General features: G+C 64.6%; 19 protein-coding genes and 1 pseudogene. 15 read left to right on the forward strand and 5 right to left on the reverse strand.

All coding sequences use genetic code 11. The features are described from left to right. Positions 1-45: 45 nt before the first annotated feature. Both V5279_RS18370 and V5279_RS18375 read right to left on the reverse strand, forming a co-directional pair. Positions 46-1884: an IlvD/Edd family dehydratase gene (locus V5279_RS18370; protein WP_338699668.1), complete on the reverse strand. Its 1839-nt coding sequence runs from the start codon at positions 1882-1884 to the stop codon at positions 46-48. 212 nt (positions 1885-2096) lie between these two features. Then, positions 2097-3125, reverse strand: coding sequence for a LacI family DNA-binding transcriptional regulator (locus tag V5279_RS18375; RefSeq protein ID WP_338699670.1), 1029 nt, complete (start codon positions 3123-3125; stop codon positions 2097-2099). Positions 3126-3331: 206 nt separating this feature from the next. On the opposite strand from V5279_RS18375, the gene V5279_RS18380 reads away from it, so the two are divergent. The 15 genes and pseudogenes from V5279_RS18380 (at position 3332) to V5279_RS18450 (ending at position 18911) form a co-directional block, all read left to right on the forward strand. After that, positions 3332-4399, forward strand: a complete 1068-nt coding sequence (locus V5279_RS18380) for an ABC transporter ATP-binding protein (RefSeq protein WP_166296685.1) — start codon at positions 3332-3334, stop codon at positions 4397-4399. A gap of 78 nt (positions 4400-4477) precedes the next feature. Beyond that, on the forward strand, positions 4478-5797 hold the full coding sequence (locus V5279_RS18385) for an ABC transporter substrate-binding protein (RefSeq protein ID WP_338699676.1): 1320 nt from the start codon (positions 4478-4480) through the stop codon (positions 5795-5797). 109 nt (positions 5798-5906) lie between these two features. After that, positions 5907-6866 carry a sugar ABC transporter permease gene (locus tag V5279_RS18390; protein ID WP_338699678.1) on the forward strand — a complete coding sequence of 320 codons (960 nt, stop codon included), beginning with the start codon at positions 5907-5909 and terminating at the stop codon, positions 6864-6866. A gap of 65 nt (positions 6867-6931) precedes the next feature. Beyond that, the gene (locus tag V5279_RS18395; RefSeq protein WP_338699680.1) at positions 6932-7858 is read left to right on the forward strand and encodes a carbohydrate ABC transporter permease; all 927 of its coding nucleotides are present in this window, start codon (positions 6932-6934) and stop codon (positions 7856-7858) included. Positions 7859-7928: 70 nt separating this feature from the next. After that, positions 7929-8915: a D-erythronate dehydrogenase gene (gene denD / locus V5279_RS18400; protein ID WP_338699682.1), complete on the forward strand. Its 987-nt coding sequence runs from the start codon at positions 7929-7931 to the stop codon at positions 8913-8915. Between the two features lie 29 nt (positions 8916-8944). Beyond that, entirely contained in the window at positions 8945-9901 is a 957-nt protein-coding gene (locus tag V5279_RS18405; RefSeq protein WP_166296670.1) for a sugar kinase, read from the forward strand. Then, entirely contained in the window at positions 9898-10548 is a 651-nt protein-coding gene (eda, locus tag V5279_RS18410; protein WP_338699685.1) for a bifunctional 4-hydroxy-2-oxoglutarate aldolase/2-dehydro-3-deoxy-phosphogluconate aldolase, read from the forward strand. The genes V5279_RS18405 and eda overlap by 4 nt, the downstream gene beginning before the upstream one ends. Before the next feature lie 45 nt (positions 10549-10593). Then, a complete protein-coding gene (locus V5279_RS18415; protein WP_338699687.1) occupies positions 10594-11763 on the forward strand; it encodes an acetyl-CoA acetyltransferase in 1170 nt (389 codons plus the stop codon). A gap of 1 nt (position 11764) precedes the next feature. After that, positions 11765-13315, forward strand: a complete 1551-nt coding sequence (locus V5279_RS18420; protein WP_338699689.1) for a class I adenylate-forming enzyme family protein — start codon at positions 11765-11767, stop codon at positions 13313-13315. Between the two features lie 86 nt (positions 13316-13401). Further along, the gene (locus V5279_RS18425; protein WP_029078642.1) at positions 13402-13602 is read left to right on the forward strand and encodes a hypothetical protein; all 201 of its coding nucleotides are present in this window, start codon (positions 13402-13404) and stop codon (positions 13600-13602) included. A gap of 166 nt (positions 13603-13768) precedes the next feature. After that, positions 13769-14968 carry a CoA transferase gene (locus V5279_RS18430; protein ID WP_338699692.1) on the forward strand — a complete coding sequence of 400 codons (1200 nt, stop codon included), beginning with the start codon at positions 13769-13771 and terminating at the stop codon, positions 14966-14968. A gap of 11 nt (positions 14969-14979) precedes the next feature. Beyond that, a pseudogene (locus V5279_RS18435) lies at positions 14980-16145 on the forward strand (acyl-CoA dehydrogenase family protein). Positions 16146-16311: 166 nt separating this feature from the next. Next, positions 16312-17448, forward strand: a complete 1137-nt coding sequence (locus V5279_RS18440; protein WP_338699694.1) for a thiolase family protein — start codon at positions 16312-16314, stop codon at positions 17446-17448. After that, positions 17445-17804 (forward strand): Zn-ribbon domain-containing OB-fold protein, encoded by a 360-nt coding sequence (locus V5279_RS18445; RefSeq protein WP_338699696.1) that lies wholly within the window; start codon positions 17445-17447, stop codon positions 17802-17804. The genes V5279_RS18440 and V5279_RS18445 overlap by 4 nt, the downstream gene beginning before the upstream one ends. Positions 17805-18383: 579 nt before the next feature. Further along, complete coding sequence (locus tag V5279_RS18450) at positions 18384-18911, forward strand: carboxymuconolactone decarboxylase family protein (RefSeq protein WP_338699698.1); 528 nt, start codon at positions 18384-18386, stop codon at positions 18909-18911. A 163-nt stretch (positions 18912-19074) separates the two neighbouring features. Here the strand turns inward: V5279_RS18450 and glsA are convergent, their stop codons facing one another. The 3 genes from glsA to V5279_RS18465 are packed head-to-tail and all read right to left on the reverse strand — an operon-like array spanning position 19075 to position 24365. Further along, the gene (gene glsA, locus V5279_RS18455; protein ID WP_338699700.1) at positions 19075-20934 is read right to left on the reverse strand and encodes a glutaminase A; all 1860 of its coding nucleotides are present in this window, start codon (positions 20932-20934) and stop codon (positions 19075-19077) included. Between the two features lie 22 nt (positions 20935-20956). Further along, positions 20957-23155 carry a TRAP transporter permease gene (locus V5279_RS18460; protein WP_338699702.1) on the reverse strand — a complete coding sequence of 733 codons (2199 nt, stop codon included), beginning with the start codon at positions 23153-23155 and terminating at the stop codon, positions 20957-20959. 46 nt (positions 23156-23201) lie between these two features. Continuing rightward, on the reverse strand, positions 23202-24365 hold the full coding sequence (locus V5279_RS18465; protein WP_338699704.1) for a TAXI family TRAP transporter solute-binding subunit: 1164 nt from the start codon (positions 24363-24365) through the stop codon (positions 23202-23204). Positions 24366-24438 lie beyond the last annotated feature (73 nt).

Raw genomic sequence — 24438 nt, forward strand, 5'->3', positions numbered from 1 at the left:
TTCCGGGCTCGGCCCTGCGGGCCGTCCCGGAATGACGGTGATGGTCTAGTGATTATCCCGCGCCACGCCGACCTTGCCGGCGATGTCGTGGTAACGGGTCGCGAGCTCGAGGCAGGCGCCGGTCGCGTGCTGGCCGACGGTCTGGCGGTAGAGCTCCTGCCACGGCGTCTGGTTGGCCGGGTGCGGGAAGCCGCCCTTTGCCTTCAGCTCGGCGCGGCGGGTGCGCAGCTCATCCTCCGAGATCAGGATGTTGGCGCTGCCCTTGTTGAGGTCGATGCGGACCTTGTCGCCGGTCTTCAGGACCGCGAGCCCGCCATCGGCGGCGGCTTCCGGCGAGGCGTTGAGGATCGACGGCGAGCCCGAGGTGCCCGACTGCCTTCCGTCGCCGATGCAGGGCAGGGACAGGATGCCGCGCTTGATCAGCGCCGCCGGCGGCTGCATGTTCACCACTTCGGCGCCGCCGGGATAGCCGATCGGGCCGGTGCCGCGGACGAACAGCACGCAGTGCTCGTCGATCTCGAGCGCCGGGTCCTCGATCCGGGCGTGATAGTCCTCCGGGCCCTCGAACACGATGGCGCGGCCCTCGAAGGCGTTGAGGTCTTTCGGGTTGGACAGATAGCGGTCTCGGAACTCCTTCGAGATCACGCTGGTCTTCATGATCGCGGAATCGAACAGATTGCCGCGCAGCACGAGGAAGCCGGCATCCTTCACCAGCGGCTTGTCGTAGCCCCAGATCACGTCGCCGTCCGGCTTCGGCGCTTCCTTGCAATTCTCGCCCATGGTGCGGCCGTTGACGGTGAGGGCGCCTTCATGGATGCGCTTGTGCTTGATGAGCTCGCGCACCACCGAGGGTACGCCGCCGGCGCGGTGATATTCCTCGCCGAGATAGAATCCGGCCGGCTGCATGTTCACCAAGAGGGGCACGTCATGGCCGTATTTCTGCCAGTCGTCGATCGAGAGCTCGACGCCGACATGGCGGGCCAGCGCGTTGATGTGGATCGGCGCATTGGTCGAGCCGCCGATCGCGGAGTTGACCACGATGCAGTTCTCGAACGCCTCGCGGGTCAGGAAGTCCGACGGTTTCAGATCCTCCCAGACCATGTCGACGATGCGCTTTCCGGTCTCGTAAGCGATCTGGCCGCGCTCGCGATAGGGCGCCGGGATCGCCGCGCAGCCCGGCAGCGAGAAGCCGAGCGCTTCCGCAAGCGAGTTCATCGTCGAAGCGGTGCCCATGGTGTTGCAGTGGCCGACCGAAGGCGCCGAGGAGGCGACGATCTCGATGAACTGCTCATAGTCGATCTCGCCGGCGGCGAGCCGCTCGCGCGCCTTCCACACCACGGTGCCGGAGCCGGTGCGCTGCCCCTCGTGCCAGCCGTTCAGCATCGGGCCGCCCGACAGCACGATCGCCGGCAGGTTGACGGTCGCCGCCGCCATCATGCAGGCCGGCGTGGTCTTGTCGCAGCCGGTGGTCAGCACCACGCCATCGAGCGGATAGCCGAACAGGATCTCGACCAGGCCGAGATAGGCGAGGTTGCGGTCGAGCGCCGCGGTCGGGCGCTTGCCGGTCTCCTGGATCGGATGGGTCGGAAATTCCATCGCGATGCCGCCGGCGGCACGGATGCCCTCGCGGACGCGGTGCGCAAGCTCCAGGTGGTGCCGGTTGCAGGGCGACAGATCGTTGCCGGTCTGGGCGATGCCGATGATCGGCTTGCCCGACTGCAATTCCTCGCGGGTCAGGCCGTAATTGAGGTAGCGCTCGAGATAGAGCGCGGTCATGCCCGGATTGTGCGGGTTGTCGAACCATTCCTGGGAGCGGAGCCGGCGGCCCTTGCCCTGCTTGGTCTCGCCTGCGGCGCTGTGCCCGTTGGTGGGGGGTTTTGTCATTGGTTTCTCCCGCAATGCAAACTCTTGATGGGCCCATTCAAGGGCTCTGGTTCAACGTTGTTCTACCTTGCGCAAATCGTGGCGCATTACAAACCTCGACGATCACGCACAGGTGTTTCACTGGATGGATTGGACCTTAGTTGAAGGGACTTGGTTGCGCTACCATTTTGTCATTTTTGCTTCCCTTGTGACAGGCTGTTGACGGGCGGATGTCAGGTGCGTCGCGCCGAGCTTTGCCGTTCCACGACACTGAAGCCGAGATCGACGACCGGCTCGGCGGGGCGGCGTCCTTCCAGCGTCTCGATCACCATCATGGCAGCGGTTCTGCCCATTTCGTAGCGATTGGTGCGCACGCTGCTCAGCGTCGGCTCGCTCGACGCCATGAATTCGAGGTCGTTGAAGCCGACGATGGCCATCTGCTCCGGCACCGCCACGTGACGGCGCTTGCATTCGAACAGCGCGCCCAGCGCAAGATCGTCATTGACGCAGAACACCGCGTCGACATCGGGCGCCTTGGCGAGCAGGTCGGCAAACAACGTGCCGCCGAGCGTGACCGAGGTCGGTATAGCCGTGGTGACGATGAGCTGTGGATCGAACAGCCCAGCCTCGGTCATCGCGGCGCGATAGCCGTCGAGCCGGCGCTGCACCCGTGGATCCATTCGCGCGCCGAGGAAGCCGATCCGCCGGTAGCCCTGGGCGAGAAGATGGGCAATCGCGCCTTTTGCCGCATCAAAATGCGAGAATCCGATCATCATGTCGATCGGGGCGGGGCCGACCTCCATGATCTGCACGATCGGGCAATCGACCGTTTCCATGATGCTGCGGGAATCGGCGGTCTGATTGATGCCGGTGATGATGAGGCCCGCCGGCCTCTGTGCCAGAAAAAGACGCAGCAGGCGCTCCTCCTGGAGGATGCTGTAGCGGGTGTTGGCGAGCTGGATGCTGTAGCGGCTGCCATCGAGCGCGTCATAGATGCCGCGCAGCACGTCGGAGAACACATTGTTGGTCAACGACGGGATCAGGACACCGATCACCTCGGTGCGCTGCGATGCGAGCGCGCGTGCCGCGAGATTGGGCACATAACCGAGTTCTTTTGCCGCACTCTCGACCCGGGCGCGCTTGCCGAGTGAAAGCGCTTCCGGATTCCTGAAGAAGCGCGACGCCGTAATCGGGCTCACTCCAGCGAGCTTTGCGACCTCAGTGAGCCGGATCTTGCCTGGCGTGATGCGCTTTCGGGCCATTTGCCGCTCATATCACGACGTTCGTCGCAGACAAACTGATATTGACAGCGCTACCAAGCGATTGCTAATCGAACGATTGCCAAAACCGGATAAACTGCTGACAATAAGTTCAGTCCAACAGAGCCGCGCACCCAGCGCGGCCGGAACAAAACAGAGCGGTGGCGGCACTCGTCGTACGTCGTCGGGAACTTGAGGGAGGGAAGTGGATGTCGTCGGTCCAGATTCGCGACGTGCGGAAATCGTTCGGCAATTTTGAAGTCCTGCACGGCGTGTCGATCCCGATCGAGGACGGCGAGTTCGTCGTTCTGGTCGGCCCTTCCGGCTGCGGCAAGTCGACCCTGCTGCGCATGCTGGCCGGGCTTGAGAACATCACCTCAGGCACGATCTCGATCGGCGACCGCGTCGTCAACAATGTCCAGCCCAAAGAGCGCGACATTGCGATGGTATTCCAGAACTATGCGCTCTATCCGCACATGACGGTCGCCGACAACATGGGCTTCTCGCTGAAGCTGCGCGGCGCCAAGCCCGAGGAAATCTCGAGCGGGGTCAAGCGCGCCGCCGAGATCCTCGCGCTGACGCCGCTGCTCGAGCGTTATCCCCGCCAGCTGTCAGGCGGCCAGCGGCAGCGCGTCGCCATGGGCCGCGCCATCGTGCGCGATCCGCAGGTGTTCCTGTTCGACGAACCGCTGTCGAACCTCGACGCCAAGCTGCGCGTCGCGATGCGCACCGAGATCAAGGAGCTGCATCAGCGGCTGAAGACCACGACGGTCTACGTCACCCACGACCAGATCGAGGCCATGACCATGGCCGACAAGATCGTGGTGATGCATGACGGCATCGTCGAGCAGATGGGCTCGCCGCTCGAGCTCTATGACAAGCCGGAGAACCAGTTCGTGGCCGGCTTCATCGGCTCGCCCGCGATGAATTTCCTGAAGGGCAAGGTCAAGGTGAACGGCGCCGCGTATTTCGAGGGACCGAACGGCGTCAAGCTGCCGCTGAAATCGGCGCCGGCCAATTCCGACGGCCAGCCCGCGGTCTACGGCGTGCGGCCGGAGCATTTCACCATCGCCGATGATGGCGCCGAGGCCGAGATCGTGGTGGTCGAGCCGACCGGCTCGGAGACCCAGGTGTTCGCCAAGCTCGGCGGCGAGCAGGTCGTCGCCGTGTTCCGCGAGCGCCATCAGTTCAATCCCGGCGACAAGGTTCGGCTCAAGCCGGACCCGGCGCTGGTTCATCTGTTCGACGATTCGACGGGGAAACGACTGAATAGCTGACGGATCGATTGATCTGAATGGCCGACCAACAGGCCAGATCAAAAACAAGAAAAACACAAATCATTTGGAGGAAGGACCATGCACGATTTGACTCGCCGCTCGCTACTTCAGGGCGGCACCGCGCTGGCCGCAACCGGCATGCTCACCGGGCCGGCGCTGTTTGACTTCGCCAAGGCCTGGGCGCAGAGCGCGCCCTGGAAGGCGGAGCCCGGCGCCAAGCTCACCGTGATGCGCTGGAAGCGCTTCGTGCCCGCGGAAGATGACGCGTTCAACGCCATGGTCGCGGCGTTCAAGGCGGCGACCGGCACCGAGATGAACGTGTTCAGCGAGTCCTTCGAGGACGTGCAGCCGAAGGCCTCGGTCGCCGCCAACACCGGCTCGGGCCTCGACCTCGCCTGGGGCCTGCACACGCTGCCGCAGCTGTTCCCGACCAAAGTGCTGAAGATGAACGACGTTGCCGACTATCTCGGCAAGAAATACGGCGGCTGGACCGACGCCGCCGCGAAAACCTGCAAGCAGGGCGATGACTGGCTCGGCATTCCCGTCGCGACCATCGGCGGTTACCTGACCTATCGCAAGTCGGCGGTGGAGAAGGCGGGCTTCAAGCAGGTGCCGTCCGACTTCCCGGCCTATCTCGAACTGTGCAAGGCACTGAAGGCGAACAACACGCCGGCCGGCTTCGCGCTTGGCCACGCCACCGGCGACGCCAATGCCTGGGTGCACAACATCCTCTGGGGCCACAATGGCTGGACCGTCGACAAGGACGACAAGGTCATCATCAACTCGCCGGAGACGATGAAGGCGCTGGAATATGCTAAGGCGTTGTCGGACACCTTCATTCCGGGCGTGGCGTCCTGGAACGACTCCTCCAACAACAAGGCGTTCCTGTCCGGCGAGCTGTATCTGACCTCGAACGGCATCTCGATCTATGTCGCGGCCAAGGACGATCCGAGCAAGAAGGAGCTCGCCGAGGACATCGACCACGCGCTGTGGCCGGTCGGGTCGCTCGGCAAGCCGACCGAGCTGCAGCTTGCGGTTCCGATCCTCGCCTTCAACTTCTGCAAATATCCGAACGCGGCGAAGGCCTTTATCGCCTTCATGCTGGAGAAGGAGAATTTCGAGAAGTGGCTGTCCGGCGCGCGGGGCTATCTCACCCACACGCTCAATGCCTACGACTCGGCTCCGGTGTGGACTGCCGATCCGAAGAATGCCGTGTTCGGCCAGGCCTCCAAGCGCGCGCTGCCGGCCTCCGGCATCGGCACGCCCGGCGAGAAGGCGGCGACGGCGATCGCCGACTTCATCGTGGTCGACATGTTCGCGAACTACTGCACCGGCGCCAAGGACGGCAAGACTGCGATGGCGGAAGCCGAGCGGCAGTTGAAGCGCATCTATCGCTGATGTGATGCCCGCGGGCGGCGGACAGCCGCCGCTCGCGCCATCACTGGAATGCCATCATTGGAAGTTTGCGTGGTCATGCTCAATCGTTTGAGCAATCGGGACATCGCCTATGGCTGACATTGCCCTCGCGCCGCGACGTGCGAAGACGGAAATCCGCGAAGCGACCACGTGGGATCAGCTTCGCCACAACAAGAACTGGCTCGGCTTCTGGTTCATGTTGCCGGCGCTGGCCTTCCTGATCTTCTTCCTAGCCTATCCGCTGGGGCTCGGCATCTGGCTGTCGTTTACCGACACGCGGATCGGCCGCGTCGGTCATTTCATCGGCACCGAGAACTATGAGTGGCTGTGGGACGATTCCATCTTCTGGCTGTCGGTGTTCAACACGCTGCTCTACACCTTCGTCGCCAGCGCCATTAAGTTCGCGGTCGGGCTCTATCTGGCGCTGCTGCTCAATGAGCGGATGCCGTTCAAGGCGCTGCTGCGCGCTGCCGTCTTGATTCCCTTCATCGTGCCGACCGTGCTGTCGGCGCTGGCGTTCTGGTGGATCTTCGATTCCCAGTTCTCGATCATCTCCTGGTCGCTGAAGCATCTCGGCGTGATCACGCAAAACATCAATTTCCTCGGCGACACCACCTGGGCCCGCATCTGCGTGATCTTTGCCAATATCTGGCGCGGCGTTCCGTTCGTCGCGATCACGCTGCTGGCCGGCCTGCAGACCGTGCAGCCCTCGCTCTACGAGGCCGCGACGCTCGACGGCGCGTCGCGCTGGCAGATGTTCCGTTTCATCACCTATCCCTTGCTGACGCCGATCATCGCGGTCGTGATGACGTTCTCGGTGCTGTTCACTTTCACCGATTTCCAGCTGATCTGGGCGATGACCCGCGGCGGCCCGGTCAACGCCACCCATCTGATGGCGACGCTGTCCTACCAGCGCGCGATCATCGCGGGACAATTGGGCGAGGGCGCTGCGATCTCGAGCGCGATGATCCCGTTCTTGCTCGCCGCGATCATGGTGTCCTGGTTCGGCCTGCAGCGTCGCAAGTGGCAGCAGGGAGAGAACAATGATTGACCTCTGCCGCCTTGCTTATTTCTTTGCGCGAACGGGGCAGGCCCCGCGCGCGCTGGGAGAGAACAATGACTGACCTGCCCACCAGATCCATCGATCTCAAGGCCGTGTTGTCGGGCTCGACACCAACGGCCGATCACAGCGAGGGCATGAGCTACCTGCAGTCGGTGCCGCGGCGGATCGTGACGCTCTACATCCCGCTCTCGATCATCGTCATCATCCTGCTGTTCCCGTTCTATTGGATGGGCCTGACCGCCATCAAGCCGGACGACCAGCTGCTCGACCTCGACAAGTACAATCCGTTCTGGACCTGGAATCCGACCTTCAAGCACATCCACAAGCTGCTGTTCGAGAGCTACTACCCGCACTGGCTCTGGAACACGATGTATGTGGCGATCGGCGCCACCGTGCTGTCGATCGTCGCGAGCGTGCTCGCGGCCTATGCGATCGTGCGGCTGCGCTACAAGGGCGCCAACCTCGTCGGTGGTCTGATCTTCCTGGCCTATCTGGTGCCGCCCTCGATCCTGTTCATTCCACTTGCCACCGTCGTGTTCCAGTACGGCCTGTTCGACTCGCCGATGGCGCTGATCCTCACCTATCCGACGATCCTGATCCCGTTCTCGACCTGGCTGTTGATGGGCTATTTCAAGACCATCCCGTTCGAGCTCGAGGAATGCGCGCTGATCGACGGTGCCAGCCGCTGGCAGATCCTGATCAAGATCGTGCTGCCGCTTGCGATCCCCGGCCTGATCTCGGCCTTCATCTTCTGCTTTACGCTGTGCTGGAACGAGTTCATCTACGCGCTGACGTTCCTGCAATCGACCCCGAACAAGACGGTGCCGGTCGCCATCGTCAACGAATTCGTTGACGGCGACATCTATCGCTGGGGTTCCCTGATGGCAGGGGCGCTATGCGGCTCGCTACCGCTGGTTATTCTTTACGCCTTCTTCGTTGAGCATTATGTCTCGGCGATGACGGGCGCCGTGAAGGAATGAGCGCGCAAGGCCCGCATCCGAATTCGAAGAACCAGCCAAGAAGACGAGACAAGAAAAGGAGAGCAGGGTCGTGCACATTCTGATTCTGGGCGCCGCCGGCATGGTCGGCCGCAAGCTGACCGAGCGACTGCTGCGCGAGGGCCGCCTCGGCAAGCAGGACATCACCAGGATGACGCTGCAGGACGTGGTCGCGCCGGCCAAGCCCGCGAATGCCGCGATCCCGGTCAATGTCGTCGCCTCCGATTTCGCCGACGCCGGCGCTGCGGCGCCGCTGATCGCCGAGCGGCCCGACGTGATCTTCCACCTCGCCGCGATCGTTTCGGGCGAGGCGGAGGCCGAGTTCGACAAGGGCTACCGGATCAATCTCGACGGCACCCGCTATCTGATCGACGCGATCCGCGCGGTCGGCGGCGGCTACAAGCCGCGGCTGGTGTTCACGTCCTCGATCGCGGTATTCGGCGCGCCGTTCCCTGAGAAGATCGGCGACGAGTTCTTCCACACGCCACTGACGAGCTACGGCACGCAGAAGTCGATCTGCGAGCTCCTGATCAACGACTACACCCGCAAGGGCCTGCTCGACGGCATCTCGATCCGTCTGCCGACGATCTGTGTGCGGCCGGGCAAGCCGAACAAGGCGGCGTCCGGCTTCTTCTCCAACATCATCCGCGAGCCGCTGGCGGGCGAGGAGGCGGTCCTGCCGGTCTCCGAGGATGTGCGGCACTGGCACGCCTCGCCGAAATCGGCGGTCGGCTTCCTGGTCCATGCCGGCACCATGGACCTGAATGCGATCGGGCCGCGGCGCAATCTCAGCATGCCCGGGATGTCCGTGGCCGTCGGCGAGCAGATCGCGTCGCTGGAGCGCGTCGCCGGCAAGAACGTCACCGCGCGCATCAAGCGGGTGCCCGATCCGACCATCATCGGCATCGTTTCCGGCTGGCCGCGCGATTTCGTCACCGACCGCGCACTGAAGCTCGGCTTCACCACCGCCGAGAAGACGTTCGACGATATCATCCGTATCCACATCGAGGACGAGCTCGGCGGCAAGTTCGCCGCCTGAGCGACGTCCGGGCGAGCGCGGCTCTCGAGATGACCAGGGTTGCCAGCATCGGCGAATGCATGATCGAGCTGCGTCAGGCCCCGGGCGGCCAGATCGGCGGTCTGTATTCGCGCTTCTACGGCGGTGACACGCTCAACACCGCCGTCTATCTGTCGCGGCTCGGCGTCCACATCGATTACATCACGGCGCTCGGCGATGACGCGCTGAGCGATGAGATGATCGCCGGCTGGGCGAGCGAAGGCATCGGCACCAAGCATGTCGCGCGATTGGCAGGCAAGCTGCCGGGGCTCTATCTCATCCAGACCGACGACAAGGGCGAGCGGCGCTTCTTCCACTGGCGCGACAGCGCCGCCGCGCGCGAGCTGATGGATCTTCCCGAAACGGACGACCTGCTGAACTCGCTCGCGACCTATGACGTCGTCTATCTCTCGGCGATCACGCTCTCGATCCTGCGCGAGGACGGGCGGGAGCGGCTGATCGCGGCGCTCAAGCGCGCGCGGCTGCTGGGGACGCGCTTTGCGTTCGACACCAACTTCCGCGCCCGTGGCTGGCCGGATCTGAACGTCGCGCGAAAAGTCTTCAGCAGCGCGTTCGAGACCGCCGATATCGTGCTCGCCTCGACGGAAGATCTGGCGCCGCTTTATCCCGGCGAGAGCAACACGGCGCTACTGGCGGGCATCTCGAGCCCGGAGGTCGTGCTGAAGCTCGCCGAACCTGCCTGCATTGTGCGCTCTGCCGGTGGCACGCGCGAGGTGAGGGCGGAGCCGCTGCCAAAGCCGGTGGTCGATACCACCGCGGCCGGCGACAGTTTTGCCGCGGCCTATCTCGCCGCGCGGCTCGGCGGCGCCGAGCCCGAGGAGGCGGCGCGCGCCGGCCATCGGCTGGCCGGCGTCGTGGTGTGCTATCCCGGTGCGATCATTCCACGCTACGCCATGCCGCCGAAGAAGGCGCCTCGTCCCCCACCATCCCGCAAGGCCTCGCAATGACAACGACATCAAAGCAGGACCGGATCGCCGAACTGATCCGCCAGGCCACCGTGATCCCGGTGCTGACCATCGAGCGGCTCGCAGACGCAGTGCCGCTCGCCAGGGCGTTGGTCGCCGGCGGCGTGCGGACGCTCGAGGTGACGCTGCGCACGCCGGTCGCGGTCGATGCGGCCAGGGCCATCATCGCCGAGGTGCCCGACGCGATCGTCGGGATCGGCACGATCCTCAATGGCGACGATCTGGCGCGCGCCGAAGCGCTCGGCGCCAAATTCGGCATCAGCCCCGGCGCGACGCCCGAGCTGCTGAAGGCGGCCGCTACCAGCCGGCTGCCTTTCGCGCCGGGGATCGCGACCGCGTCCGAGCTGATGCAGGCGCTGGCGCAAGGCTTCGACGTTGTCAAATTCTTCCCCGCCGAGCAGGCCGGCGGTATCAAGGCACTGCGGGCTCTGGCTGGTCCTTTTCCGCACGTCAGAGTGTGCCCGACCGGCGGTATTGGCGAGGCCAATGCGGCGACCTGGCTCGCCGAGCCCAATGTGCTGGCCGTCGGCGGCTCCTGGCTGTGCCCGGCCTCCGATATCCGCGCCGGCAATTGGGCAGGCATAACCGCCATGTGCGCGCAGGCGATGAAAACGCTGAAAGCGGCCTGAAGATACGCTACATAACTCCCTGAACAGGAACAGGGAGATACGGCCATGACAGCCAGCATCGTGGGTTGGGCGCATACGCCATTCGGAAAGTTCGACGCCGAGACCGTCGAGGGCCTCGTCGTCAAGGTCGCCAACGAGGCGCTCGCCGATGCCGGTATTGCTGCGTCCGACGTCGACGAGATCATGCTCGGCCATTTCAACGCCGGCTTCTCGCCGCAGGATTTCACGGCCTCGCTGGTGCTGCAGGCCAATCCGGCGCTGCGCTTCAAGCCGACCACGCGTGTCGAGAACGCCTGCGCCACGGGATCGGCCGCTGTGCATCAGGGCATCCGCGCCATCGAAGCGGGCGCTGCGAAGATCGTGCTGGTGGTCGGCGTCGAGCAGATGACGCGGACGCCGGGCCCCGAGATCGGCAAGAACCTCTTGAAGGCGTCGTATCTGCCCGAGGACGGCGACACGGTCGGCGGCTTCGCCGGCGTGTTCGGCAAGATCGCGCAGGCCTATTTCCAGAAGTATGGCGACCAGTCGGACGCGCTGGCGATGATCGCCGCCAAGAACCACAAGAACGGCGTCGCCAATCCCTATGCGCAGATGCGCAAGGATTTCGGCTTCGAGTTCTGCCGCGCCGAGAGCGACAAGAACCCGTTCGTCGCGGGGCCGTTGAAGCGCACCGACTGCTCGCTGGTCTCCGACGGCGCCGCCGCGCTGGTGCTGACCGATGCCGAGACCGCCAAGACCATGGGCAAGGCGGTGAACATCCGCGCCACCGCGCATGCGCAGGATTTCCTGCCGATGTCCAAGCGCGACATCCTGCAGTTCGAAGGCTGCACCGTCGCCTGGCAGCGCGCGCTGCAGAAGGCCGGCCTGCAGCTCGCCGATCTCTCCTTCGTCGAGACCCATGACTGCTTCACAGTCGCCGAGCTGATCGAATATGAAGCGATGGGCCTGACGCCGAAGGGGCAGGGCGCGCGCGCGATCATGGAGGGTTGGACCCAGAAGGACGGCAAGCTGCCGGTCAATCCGTCCGGCGGCCTCAAGGCCAAGGGCCATCCGATCGGCGCCACCGGCGTCTCCATGCATGTCATGAGCGCAATGCAGCTCACGGGGCAGGCGCCTGAGGGCATGCAGCTCAAGAACCCGCAGATCGGCGGCATCTTCAACATGGGCGGCGCCGCAGTCGCCAACTACGTCTCGATCCTCGAGCCGGCCAAGTAGCTTGAACGTTGCCGAATGGCTGGCGGCGACGGCGCGGGCGCGTCCCGACGCGCCGGCGCTGCTGACCGGCTTCGACCTCGACGCCGACTATGCAACCTTTGCCCGCCGCGCCGCCTCGATCGGGGCGACGCTGGCGCGCGATCACGGCATTGCCGCCGGCGACCGCGTCGCGCTGTTTGCGACGAACTGCACGCAATATCTCGAATGCCTCTACGGCATCTGGTGGATCGGCGCCGCCGCGATCCCGATCAACGCAAAACTGCATGGCCGCGAGGCGGCGTGGATCTGCGGCAATGGCGGCGCGAAGCTCGCCTTCGTGTCCGATGATACGGTCGGCGCCCTGAGCGAGGCGAAGGACGACTGTCCCGCCGGCATGACCATGCTGTCGGTCGACAACGCTGCCTACAAGGCGATGCGAAGCGGCGAGGGCGCGCCCGCGCCGCTACCGCGCGAAGTCAACGACCTCGCCTGGCTGTTCTACACCTCAGGCACGACAGGCCGTCCCAAGGGCGTGATGCTGAGCCACGGCAATCTGGTCGCGATGTCGCTGTGCTATCTCGCCGACGTCGATGCGGCGACGCCGCACGATGCCTCGCTCTACGCCGCGCCGATCTCGCATGGCGCCGGCCTCTACAATTTCCCGCATGTCCGCATGGGCGGCCGTCACGTCGTGCCGGAATCCGGCGGCTTCGATCCGGATGAGGTGCTCAACCTCGGCCGCCAGCTCGACAATGTCGTGATGTTCGCCGCGCCCACCATGGTGCGCCGCCTCGTCGATGCCGCGAAGACGCGCGGCGAGAATGGCGAGGGGCTGCGCACCATCATCTATGGCGGCGGGCCGATGTACACCGCCGACATCCTGGACGCGATGGCGACGATGGGCCAGCGCTTCGTGCAGATCTATGGCCAGGGCGAGTCGCCGATGACCATCACGGCGCTGTCGCGCGACTGGCACCATCAGAGCGATCATCCGCGCTATCTCGAACGGCTGGCCTCGGTTGGGTCAGCCCAAAGCGTCGTCACCGTGCGCATCACCGACAAGGACGGCAAGCCGCTGCCCGCGGGCGAGACCGGCGAGATCGAGGTCAAGGGCGCAACCGTGATGCTCGGCTACTGGAACAACCCGAAGGCCAATGCCGAGACGCTGAAGGACGGCTGGCTGCGCACCGGCGATGTCGGCCGGCTCGATGCCGACGGCTTCCTGACGCTGTCGGACCGCTCCAAGGACGTCATCATCTCCGGCGGCACCAACATCTATCCGCGCGAGGTCGAGGAAGCCCTGCTGACCCATCCCGACGTCCGCGAGGTCTCGGCCATCGGTGTGCCGGATGCTGAATGGGGCGAGATCGTCGTCGCCTGCGTTGTGCTGGAGGACGGCGCCGCGGCCGACGACGGCAAGCTCGACGCGCATTGCCTGGCCTCGATCGCCCGGTTCAAGCGGCCGAAGCGCTACGTCTATCTCGATGCCCTGCCGAAGAATAATTATGGCAAGGTGCTGAAGACCTCGCTGCGGGAGATGATGGCCAAAGGGATAGGCCAAGGGATAGGCTAAGGGATAGGCTAAGGGATAGGCTAAGGGATAGGCCGCCGGCTCCCGCCGCGCTAAGCTGTCTGCGCCTGTCACCGGGAGAACGGACCATGGGAATCGAGACGTCTCTGTCACTGTCGGAAGTGAACAATCGCATCGCAATCCTCCGGGACAACATCAGGCAGCTGATCGAGCAGGCCGCAGGCGCTGCGGGCGCCGAAGTCGAGGAGCGCATCGCCGACCGCCTCGAGCAGCAGAATGCGGAACTAGAAAAGCTCCTGAAAGCACGCGAGGCGATGACGGGGCAGTAACCGACGTTGGGGGCGGTGGACACGCTTCGGTTTTCCCGCCGTTCCGCCGCGTGGAAACCGTCCGGCCGCCGCCGCGCATACGCCCATACGCCTGGCGCCGGTTGATCTCGGCAAAGACCTCCCGTTACTAGCTCCGTAACCAGAACATCCGGGAGCGAACAGGACGATGGGACCATTGCAGGGTATCAAGGTCGTCGACATGACGACCGTGCTGATGGGACCCTATGCCACGCAGATGCTTGGCGACTACGGCGCCGACGTTATCAAGGTGGAATCGCCTGACGGCGACGTCACGCGGCAGATCGGTCCGACGCGGCACCCCGGCATGGGGCCGGTGTTCCTCAATACCAACCGCAGCAAGCGCTCGGTCTGTCTCGATCTGAAGAAGCCGGCGGGGCGTGAGGCCGTGCTGCGGCTGATCGCGAAAGCCGATGTGCTGGTCTACAATGTGCGCCCGCAGGCGATGACGCGGCTGCAGCTCGGCTACGACGTCGTCGCCAAGGTCAATCCGCGGCTGGTCTATGCCGGCGTGTTCGGCTTCGGCCAGGAAGGGCCGTATGCCGCAAAGCCTGCCTATGACGATCTGATCCAGGGCGCCACCGCATTGCCGGCGCTGATGGCGCAGACCTCGGACGGCGTGCCGCGCTACGTGCCGAACGCGCTGGTCGATCGCATCGTCGGCCTCACCGCGGTCGGTGCGATCTGCGCGAGCCTCGTGCATCGCGACCGCACCGGGCAGGGCCAGCGCGTCGACATTCCGATGTTCGAGACCATGGCCGGCTTCGTCATGGGCGACCACATGGGCGGCCTGACCTACGATCCGCCGCTCGACAAGGGCGGCTATGCCCGCCATCTGTCGCCGGACCGGCGGCCGTACAAGACGCTCGACGGCTATATCTGCGTGATCGTCTATAACGACAAGCAGTGGGAGAACTTCTTCAAGGCGACCGGCCGCGACGATCTGCGCAGCGATCCGAAGTTCGCGACCTTCGCCGGCCGCGCCAGCAACATCGATGTCGTCTACGCCGAGCTCGCGCGCATCCTGCTGACCAAAGCGACTGCCGAGTGGAACGAGATCCTCGAGAAGGCCGACGTGCCTGTGATGCCGATGCACGATCTCGAGAGCCTGCTGCAGGACCCGCATATGGTCGCGACCGGCGTCTTTCCCGTCATCGATCATCCGACCGAAGGCCGCATCCGCAGCATGACGCCGTCGGCGCGCTGGTCGGAGACCAAGGTTGAGCCGAGCCGGCTCGCACCGCGGCTTGGCGAGCACAGCGCGGAGATCTTGCGGGAGGCGGGTTACTCCATCGATGAGATCGCGGCGATGGTGCGCGACGGCGCCGCCAAAGCGGTGCAGGCATAGGAGCAAGACAGATGGATTTCGCACTCTCCGCCAACCAGGAATCGATCCGCGATGCCGTCGGAAAAATCTGTACGCGCTTTGATGAAGCCTATTGGCTGAAGAAGGACAAGGAGGGCGGCTATCCCTCTGACTTCCACCGCGCGCTGGCCGATGCCGGCTGGCTCGGCATCTGCATCCCCGAGGAATATGGCGGCTCAGGTCTCGGCATCACCGATGCAGCGATCATGATGCGCACGATCTCCGAATCCGGTGCCGGCATGTCCGGCGCTTCGGCCGTGCACATGAACGTGTTCGGGCTCAATCCTGTGGTGGTGTTCGGCACCAAGGAGCAGTGCCAGCGCATGCTGCCGCCGATCATCGACGGCCGCGACAAGTCCTGCTTCGCGGTGACCGAGCCGAACACCGGCCTCAACACCACGCAGCTCAAGACCCGCGCGGTGCGCCAGGGCGAGAAGTACATCGTCAACGGCCAGAAGGTGTGGATATCGACCGCGCAGGTCGCCAACAAGATCCTGCTGCTCGCGCGCACGACGCCGCTGGAGGAGGTGCGCAGTCCGACCCATGGCTTGAGCCTGTTCTACACCGATTTCGACCGCAAGCGTGTCACCGTGCACGAGATCGAGAAGATGGGCCGCAAACCCGTCGACTCCAACGAGCTGTTCTTCGAGAATTTCGAGATTCCGGTCGAGGATCGCATCGGCGAAGAGGGCCGCGGCTTCGAATACATCCTGCACGGCATGAATCCCGAGCGCATCCTGATCGCGGCCGAAGCCGTCGGGCTCGGCCAGATCGCGCTGAAGCGGGCGTCGGAGTACGCAAGGGCCGCATCGTGTTCAACCGCCCGATCGGTATGAACCAGGGGATCCAGCATCCGCTGGCGAAGTGCTGGATGGAGCTGGAGGCCGCCTGGCTGATGGTGCTGCGTGCCGGCTGGCAGTATGACCAGAACCTGCCGTGCGGCCCCGCCGCGAATTCGGCAAAATATCTCGCCGCGGAGGCCGGCTTCCACGCCTGCGAGCAGGCGGTGATGACCCATGGCGGTTTCGGCTATGCCAAGGAATATCACGTCGAGCGTTACTTGCGGGAATCGCTGATCCCGCGCATCGCGCCGATCAGCCCGCAGCTAATCCTCAGCTTCATCGGCGAGAAGGTGCTCGGCCTTCCGAAGTCGTATTGAGATGATGCGCTCGCGCAGACACATCGCGCTCTTCTCCCTCCCCCTGAAAGGGGGAGGGCAGGGTGGGGGTCGGTCAGCCACAGGCGACAGCGCATGGTGCGGAGACAGATCCCCACCCGGCTTGCTTGCGCAAGCCGACCTCCCCTTTGCAAGGGGAGGTTAAAAGATGAGCTTCGTCACCGGCGTCGGCCTCACGTCCTACGGCAAGCATGAGGGCTCATCCTCGCTCGATTTGATGAGCAAGGCGGCCGAGCTTGCGATATCAGATGCCGGGCTCAAGCGCGCCGAGATCGACGGCATCCTTTGCGGCTATTCCACCGTCTCGCCGCACATCATGCTGGCGACCGTGTTTGCCGAGCATTTCGGCATCCGGCCGTCCTACGCCCACGCCGTGCAGGTCGGCGGCGCCACCGGGCTTGCGATGACCATGCTGGCGCATCACCTCGTCGACGCCGGCGTTGCAAAACACGTGCTGGTGGTCGGCGGCGAGAACCGGCTGACCGGGCAGAGCCGCGACGCCTCGATCCAGGCGCTGGCCCAGGTCGGGCATCCCGACTACGAGGTGACGCTTGGGCCGACCATCCCGGCCTATTACGGCCTGGTCGCGACCCGCTACATGCATGAATACGGCCTCACGCAAGAAGACCTCGCCGAGTTCGCGGTGCTGATGCGCAAGCACGCGCTGACGCATCCCGGTGCGCAATTCCACGAGCCGATCAGCGTTGCCGACGTGATGGCCTCGAAGCCGGTGGCGATGCCGCTGAAACTGCTCGACTGCTGTCCGGTGTCCGACGGCGGTGCGGCCTGCGTGATCAGCCGCGAGCCGACCGGCGAACGGCGGGTCCGCGTCCGCGGCTGCGCCCAGGCGCACACCCATCAGCACGTCACCGCCGCGCCGGCGCTGAGCGAGCTTGGCGCGGAGATTTCGATCGCGAAGGCGAAGCAGGCGTCGGGCATCGCGATCTCCGATGTCCGTTATGCGGCGGTCTACGACAGCTTCACGATCACGCTCGCGATGCTGCTGGAGGACCTCGGCCTCGCCGGGCGCGGCGAGGCGGCGGCGCGGGTGCGCGCCGGCTATTTCAATCAGGATGGCGAGATGCCGCTCAACACCCATGGCGGGCTGCTCAGCTACGGCCATTGCGGCGTCGGCGGCGCGATGGCGCATCTGGTCGAAACCCAGCTGCAGATGACCGGCCGCGCCGAAAACCGTCAGGTGCGCGACGCCTCGGTCGCGCTGCTGCACGGCGACGGCGGCGTGCTGTCGTCGCATGTCAGCATGTTCCTGGAGCGCGTGCGATGAGCGGACTGATCGCGGACTGGACCAAGGGCGCGGAAGCCATCGTCTATCAGAGCTGCAGCGGCTGTGGCGCGCGGCAATACTTCCGCCGCAGCTTCTGCGCGGCGTGCGGCTCGTCTCATCTCGTCGAGCATCGCGCGAGCGGGGCAGGGACGGTGTATGCGACCTCGCTGGTCTGCCGCGCCGCGACGCCGGCGACGCGGGCGCATGTGCCCTATAACATCCTGCTTGTCGACGCCGACGAGGGCTTTCGCATGATGGCCCATGGCGACCACGACCTCGCCATCGGCGACAAGGTTTCCGCGCGCTTCACGCAATTCGCGGGACGGCTGGTTCCATATTTCGCGAAGACGAAATGAGGGGCTGAACGATCCGATCAGAACGCGAGACCAGGCTGAATTGGTTCGCTCGCGCCCCTCCAGTCGCGGATACTATGTTTGGGCATGATCTTTCGGAAAACCGCTACACACTTTTCCGGATCATGCCTCAGTGCCAATAAAAGACAAAGCTGGCGATGACGAGCATCGCCGTCACCGCCAGCATTTGCGCAAGCGCTTCCGAGGCCGCCCTCTTGGTGGCTTCCTTCATGCGTTTCCCCTAGACTTGGGCGTGACTCATCGTTGCGCCGAGAGAGCGCAAGACGGCCAGATTTTTGTACTCGGAACACCCCGCGTCGAGCATCCGCTTTTGATGAGTCCCCACTCAGCGAATATCGACTGTGACAAGGTTGTCTCGGAATGCGGCGGCAATTTGACTCGCGCGTGTTGCTCCTGCGACGGCCGCCTGTACAGAGCGTTTTCGAGCGAAGTGGGTGCCGGTTCGTGTGAAGAAAACGCGTCAAAACAAGGATCTAGAGCCCCGTTCCGATTTCATCGGAACGGAAAAGGCTCTAGTGTTTCGGAACCCGACAGAAACAACGGCAAGATCAAGGTTAGGAAATGGCCCGCATCGACTACTCCGATCCTGCGAAGGCAAACCCGCGCACCCGCGAGATCCTCGACAAGAACCGCAACGCCAACATCTTCCGCATGATGGCGCATTCGCCGAGCTACTTTGAACAATACTGCCGGCTCGGCGGTGCGATCCGCCACAAGGGCGAACTCGATCCGATCGTGCGCGAGCTTGCGATCACGCGCACCGGCATTCTCTGCGAGGCGCCCTACGAGATCGTTGCGCACAAACGCATCGGCAAGAATATCGGCGTCACCGACGAGCAGAACGCGGCGCTGGACAACTGGCAGTCCGCGACCTGCTTCAACGAGGTGCAGCGCGCGGCGCTCACCTTCACCGACGAGATCGTCAAGCTGAGGAAACCGACCGACGCGACCTTCAAGGCGATCGCGGCGATGCTGACGCCGGCCGCGCTGATCGAGCTGCAGCTCTCGGTCGGCTTCTACATCATGACGTCGAAATTTCTCGAAACGTTCGAGGTCGACATGCAGCCGGTGACGGAAGTGGTGAGCTAAGGCGTCGCGCGGAGAGGCCGGAGCGCATGCACCCTCCGACGTTATGGCCGGGCTTGACCCGGCCATCCACGTCTTTCTTCACGGTTAGCAGCAAGACGTGGATGCCCGGGTCAAGCCCGGGCATGACGGAGTTGTACAAGTCCTCGCGCTGCATGATTGGAATCTACCCCGACGTCAGCAGATCCACCTTCGCATTCGCCAGGATCAGCCGCTCGGCGAGAATCTGCGCGAGGTTGCGCATGATCCGCTCGCCGGCCCGCGGATGCTGCTCGCGGAAGCGCTCGAAATCCTTGATCGTCACTTCGTACGTGGTCGCCGACATGTCGGCGACCACGTCCGCGATCCGCTTCGGCTCCAGCAGTCCCATCTCGCCGAACGCCATGCCTGCGGTCAGCGTCGCCAGCCGGATGCCGTCGGGCAGGGTGACGTGGACCACGCCGCTGCGCAGGAAGAACAGCGAGGTCGCCTCGCTGCCCGCGGCGATGATCTGCTCATTCGGCTGGTAGGTCCTGACCGTGCAGAGCGGGATAAGATCGGCAATCTCCTGCTCACTTAGTCCGGCGAGCAGCGGCTGCTCGGCAAGCTCCGTCGTCTCGAGGAAGTCGATCGAGCCGCCATAGCGGTAGACGATTTGGTCCTCCGCCCACTCGATCGCGGTGTCGAGCAGATAGAAATCCCTGATATTGCCGAGCCGGTTGGTCCACTCGCTGATCGTGGTCCATTCGCGCGAAGTCCGCTTGATGCCTGAGAGGATCACGGTGACGCCGAGCTCGGCCAGTTCCTGGAAGGCTTCGGCGACCAGCCGGGCGCCGGCGCGGGTCGTCGCGGTGACGCGGCGCAGATCGAAGATCACGAACTCTGGCCGCGGCCCGCCACCGAGGCGGCGCGCGACATAGTCGACATTGGAGAGCGACAGCGTGCCGACCAGCTCGATCACGCGCACCTCCTGGAAGTGCTTCGCCAGGATCTCCTGCTCCTGCGGTCGGCGCACCCGCCGCGACGGGTTCTTACCAATATTGTAGTCAGCGATGATGCTGTGGCGGGCGTCGTCGCTGCGGTTCAGCATGTGTAGGTCGTAATGCGACGACAGCGCCTCGCACACCTTGATGCCGCGCACGCTGTTGCCGTGCTTGTCTAGCTTCGGCGAGTAGCTGCCGAGCCCGAGCCGGGCCGGCAGCGCCGCCAGAATGCCACCGCCGACGCCGCTCTTGGCGGGGATGCCGACCCGGTAGATCCATTCGCCGGCGTAGTCGTACATGCCCGACGACGTCATCACCGAGAGCGTGCGCGCGATCGCGTAGGGCGTCACCACTTGCTCTTCGGTCAGTGGATTGATGCCGCGGTTGGCAAGCGTCGCCGCCATCACGGCGGTGTCGCGCGCGGTGACCAGGATGGCGCATTGCCGGAAATAGACGTCGAGCACCGCAGGCACGTTGTCGGTGATCACGCTGTTGGTGCGCAAGAGATAGCCGATCGCCCGGTTGCGGTCGCCGGTGGCGCTCTCGGAGGCGTACACCGCCTCGTCGACGCCGAGCTCGCGGCCGGCGAAGCGGCCGAGCGCCTGGCGGATGAAGTCGAACGCGCCGTCGCCCTTGTCGGCGTGGAGCAGGCCGGAGCAGGCGATCGCGCCGGCATTGACCATCGCATTGAACGGGTGGTTGTCGGCATTGAGCCGGATCGAGTTGAAGGGGTCGCCCGACGGCTCGACGCCGATCACGCTCTCCACCCGCTCGGCGCCCAGCGTGTCCAGCGCCAGAGCGAACACAAACGGTTTTGACATCGACTGGATGGTGAAGGGCACCCTGGTATCGCCGACTTCGTAGACATGGCCGTCGAGCGTCGCGAGGCTGATGCCAAAATGGGCAGGGTCGGCCTTGCCGAGCTCGGGGATGTAGTCGGCCACCGCGCCGGCGGCCTCCGGAAGGAAGTTTGCGTAACACGTGTGCAGAAACCGCAGCAGCGGCGGCTGCGAGCTGGACCAGTTGACGGTGCTGGCGGTGACAGGCGGAGGCGATTGTTTCATCGCCTCCTGTTGTGCAACGCAATCAGGGCGCGCGCAACTGGTTCGCAACCAGCGGCTGGCGGCGCACCAGCAGCAGCGCGATCAGGGTGGTCGGGGCGAGGATCGCAAGCCCCAGCAGGGTGATCTGGAGCTGCGACAGGGGCATGATGCCGCCGCCGGGCGTCGCCACCACGAAGCCGCCGATCACCAGCAGCACCCGCAATGGCCATTCCACGATGCCGGCCCTGCGCAGGTCGCCGACATAGGCCTGGTAGCCCTGAATGCCTCCGCAGATGAAGACGATGCCGAAACAGGCAAGGCCGGTCAACCCGAGCGCCTCAAGATAGGGGTTGCTGCCCTGGAGCAGCAGGGCCGGGTTCAGCACGAAGAAGAACGGGATGAAATAGATGATGCTGCCGACCCACATCGATTCCCATCCGGTCTTCATCGCCGGCGCGCCGGCGATGCCGGCCGCCGCGAAGGAGGCGATCGCGACCGGCGGTGTGATCGAGGACAGCATGCCCCAGTAGAAGATGAACATGTGCACGGCCATCTTGTTCAGCCCGAGCTTCTCCAGCGCAGGCGCGACAAGAATGGCGAGGAAGATGTAGCAGGACGTCGTCGTCAGCCCGAGCCCGAGGATCAGGCTGGTGATCGCGCACATGATCAGCAGCAGGAAGGCATCTCCGGCGGCGATGCTGAGCAGATCGTTGGCGAGGCTCGAGATCACGCCGGTCAGCGAGAACGCGCCGATCAGGAGGCCGCAGCCGGCGAGGATCGCGATCAACTCGACGAAGGTCTTGCCGTTCAGCTCGAGGAATTGCAGCCAGCGGCCGCCGCCCCAATTCTTGCCGGGGAAGAACTCATTGAGCGCTACAAGCAGGCACATTCCCCACAGCACGGCGTTGAGCACGCCGAACCAGAGCATCAGCGCCGTCACCGCGACCGACAAGGCGAGGACCGCCGTGTTGCCGGCCTTCCACGGCGCCGGGCCCGACCATTGGTGCAGGATCACGAGCAGGGCGGAGGCATAGAACGGCGCGTGGCTCTCGCGCTTGAAGTAGAGCAGCATCACTACCAGCACGACGATGACGAACAGATAATACCAGCCCTCCATAAAGGCATCGCGGAACCGCGGCAGCTCGGCGCGCGGAATGCCTTCCAGTTTGTGGCGGGCGGCGTACGCATCGACCTGAGCGAACAGGCCGACATAGTAGAGCACCGACGGAATGGTCGCGGCGAGCGCGACGTCGGCGTAGCTCGTGTTCATGAACTGCGCCATCACGAACGCCGTGGCGCCGAGCACCGGAGGCGCCAGCACCGCGCCGGTCGAGGCGCAGGCCTCGATGGCACCGGCATAGGACGGCGTGAAACCGGTCTTCTTCATCGCAGGGATCGTCATGGTGCCTGCGGTAAGCACGTTGGACACGATGCTGCCGCCGACGGTGCCGAGCAGTCCCGAGGCGAACACGCAGACCTTGGCTGCGCCGCCGCGGAAGGTGCCGCACATCGCGAACGCGATATTGATGAAGAACTTTCCGGCGCCCGTCATCATCAACGCGGTGCCAAACACCAGGAAGCCGATCACCGTGTCGGCAAAGGCCTGGATCGGAATGCCGAGCAGGCTCTCGCCGGAGAGCATGTGATAGGCCGTGGTTTGCTGCAGCGTCGACTGCGTGCCGCGGAATGGGCCGAGCCAGCTGGCGTCGGCAAACAACGGATAGAGCGTGAACGGCAACACGCTCAGCAGCAGGCTCCAGCCACCGGTGCGGCGCAACGCCTCCATCAGCACGAACCACATGATCAGTCCGGCTACGATGACATTGGTCGGCGCGCCATCGAACTCCCATCCGGCCTGCGCCGCCTTGCGGATGTTGGCCATCAGCCAGATCGCCGAGCCGAATGTCAGCGCGAACAGCAGCAGGTCGTACCAAGGAATCCGGTTAAGCGGCGCTTTCTCGCTTCCCGGGAAGATCAGGAAGGTGAACGGCAGCATCAGCGCGATCAGGACGTAGAAATATTCGGTGTTGAGCTGGGTGTAATCGATGAAGAAGCGCAGCGAGAATTGCTGGTTGACGCACAGAAGGATGGTCGCAGCCGTGGCCACCAGCAGGGCCCAGCGCCAGGCGCCGCGCAAGGTGCGGATGCGCGTGACCTCGGACTCCTGCAGGTCGGCCGCCGCGGAGAGATGCGGATCGTCGAACTCGACCTTCTTCGCCGTCGCGGCCGCGCCGTCGGACATCGCGCTCCCTCTCGATGATCTTGTTTTCGCGGCAGCCAAACAGCTTTCAGTCGAAGCCATTAGGCATGTTGGCCTTCGCGAGCGCTGCGGCGCGCGCCTTCATCCAGCCGTCGAGGAAGGCTTTCTCATCGGAGGGCGGGCTGGACTTGCCGTAATCCGTCCAGGCCGCGCCGAGCACTTCCTGGCGCTTGTACAGCGCATTGTTATGCGCGTCCTGTTCGTCGCTCCAGTAGCCTGCTTCCTTGAGCGCCTTCACCGCGCCGGGATGCACCGGGACGACCCAGTTCTTGGTCTGGCGGTCGGCGCTGAGGCCGCCGGCACCGGGGGCCGAATCCTTGTAGGCATCGTAGTTGATGATCATCGCCTTGGTGATCGCATAGATCTGGTCGGCGGGTTGCGCGGCGTAGGCAACGAAGATCGGGTAAGGGTAGTTGCCAAGCTGAATCGGCTTGTCCGGTGAGATGCCGGCGCCGCAGGTTGCGGTTTGCGGGAAGAAGAACGAGCCGACCTTCTTCACCCGCGCCCAGCCTTCCTTGTCGCTGGCGGGCAGCGGCGGCCACATCAATCCGCGCGGCGAGGTCTCGGCCTCCTTAGCGGGGCCGGTGATCGTGGTGCCGAAGGCGGCGTCGGTGTCGTTGTTGATGAGGCCCTTCCACATCGCGCCATAGCTTGCAAACTCGACGATCTTGACGTCGTTCTGGGTGAGGCCGCCGAAGGCGAGCATCGCCAGCGAGTTCTGGTTCAGCGCCGGCGAGCCGACCACGAAGCCGACGCGCTTGCCGCGCAGATCCTTCATCTCCTTGACGCCGGCATCCGCCGCCACGCCAAGCGCGCCGCAATTGCAGTCGACCGACGACAGCATGAGCTGCAGCGGCTGCGGACCCCATTCCTTGGCGCCGAACTCGAACACGCCTTCCTGCGCGAAGTAGGTGCCCGATCCCATCGCCGAGGAGACCGCGCGCTTGGCGCGCAAGGGTGCGAGACGCGCGACGTCGTTGCCGGCCGGCAGCACGCGGACGTCGGTGCCGTATTTGTCCTTCATCATCTTGCCGACGCCGACCGCGATGTTGAAGCCGGCGGTGCCGGTGTCATAGGCGGTCACCGCCATGGTCGGCGGCAGCTTGATGTCCTCGGCCGAGGCGGGCAGGGCAGCGATGATGGATAAGCCGGCAAGCGCGGCAGGCGCGAGCGCCATCAGCCGATGGATCATAATCCCTCCCTTTGTTTCGTTGTGCGAAACTTTTTCCGGGCGGGATGATTGCATCGCGATCCGGCGATGGCAA

The organism is Bradyrhizobium sp. 26S5, assembly GCF_036923295.1.
GTDB classification, from domain to species: domain Bacteria; phylum Pseudomonadota; class Alphaproteobacteria; order Rhizobiales; family Xanthobacteraceae; genus Bradyrhizobium; species Bradyrhizobium septentrionale.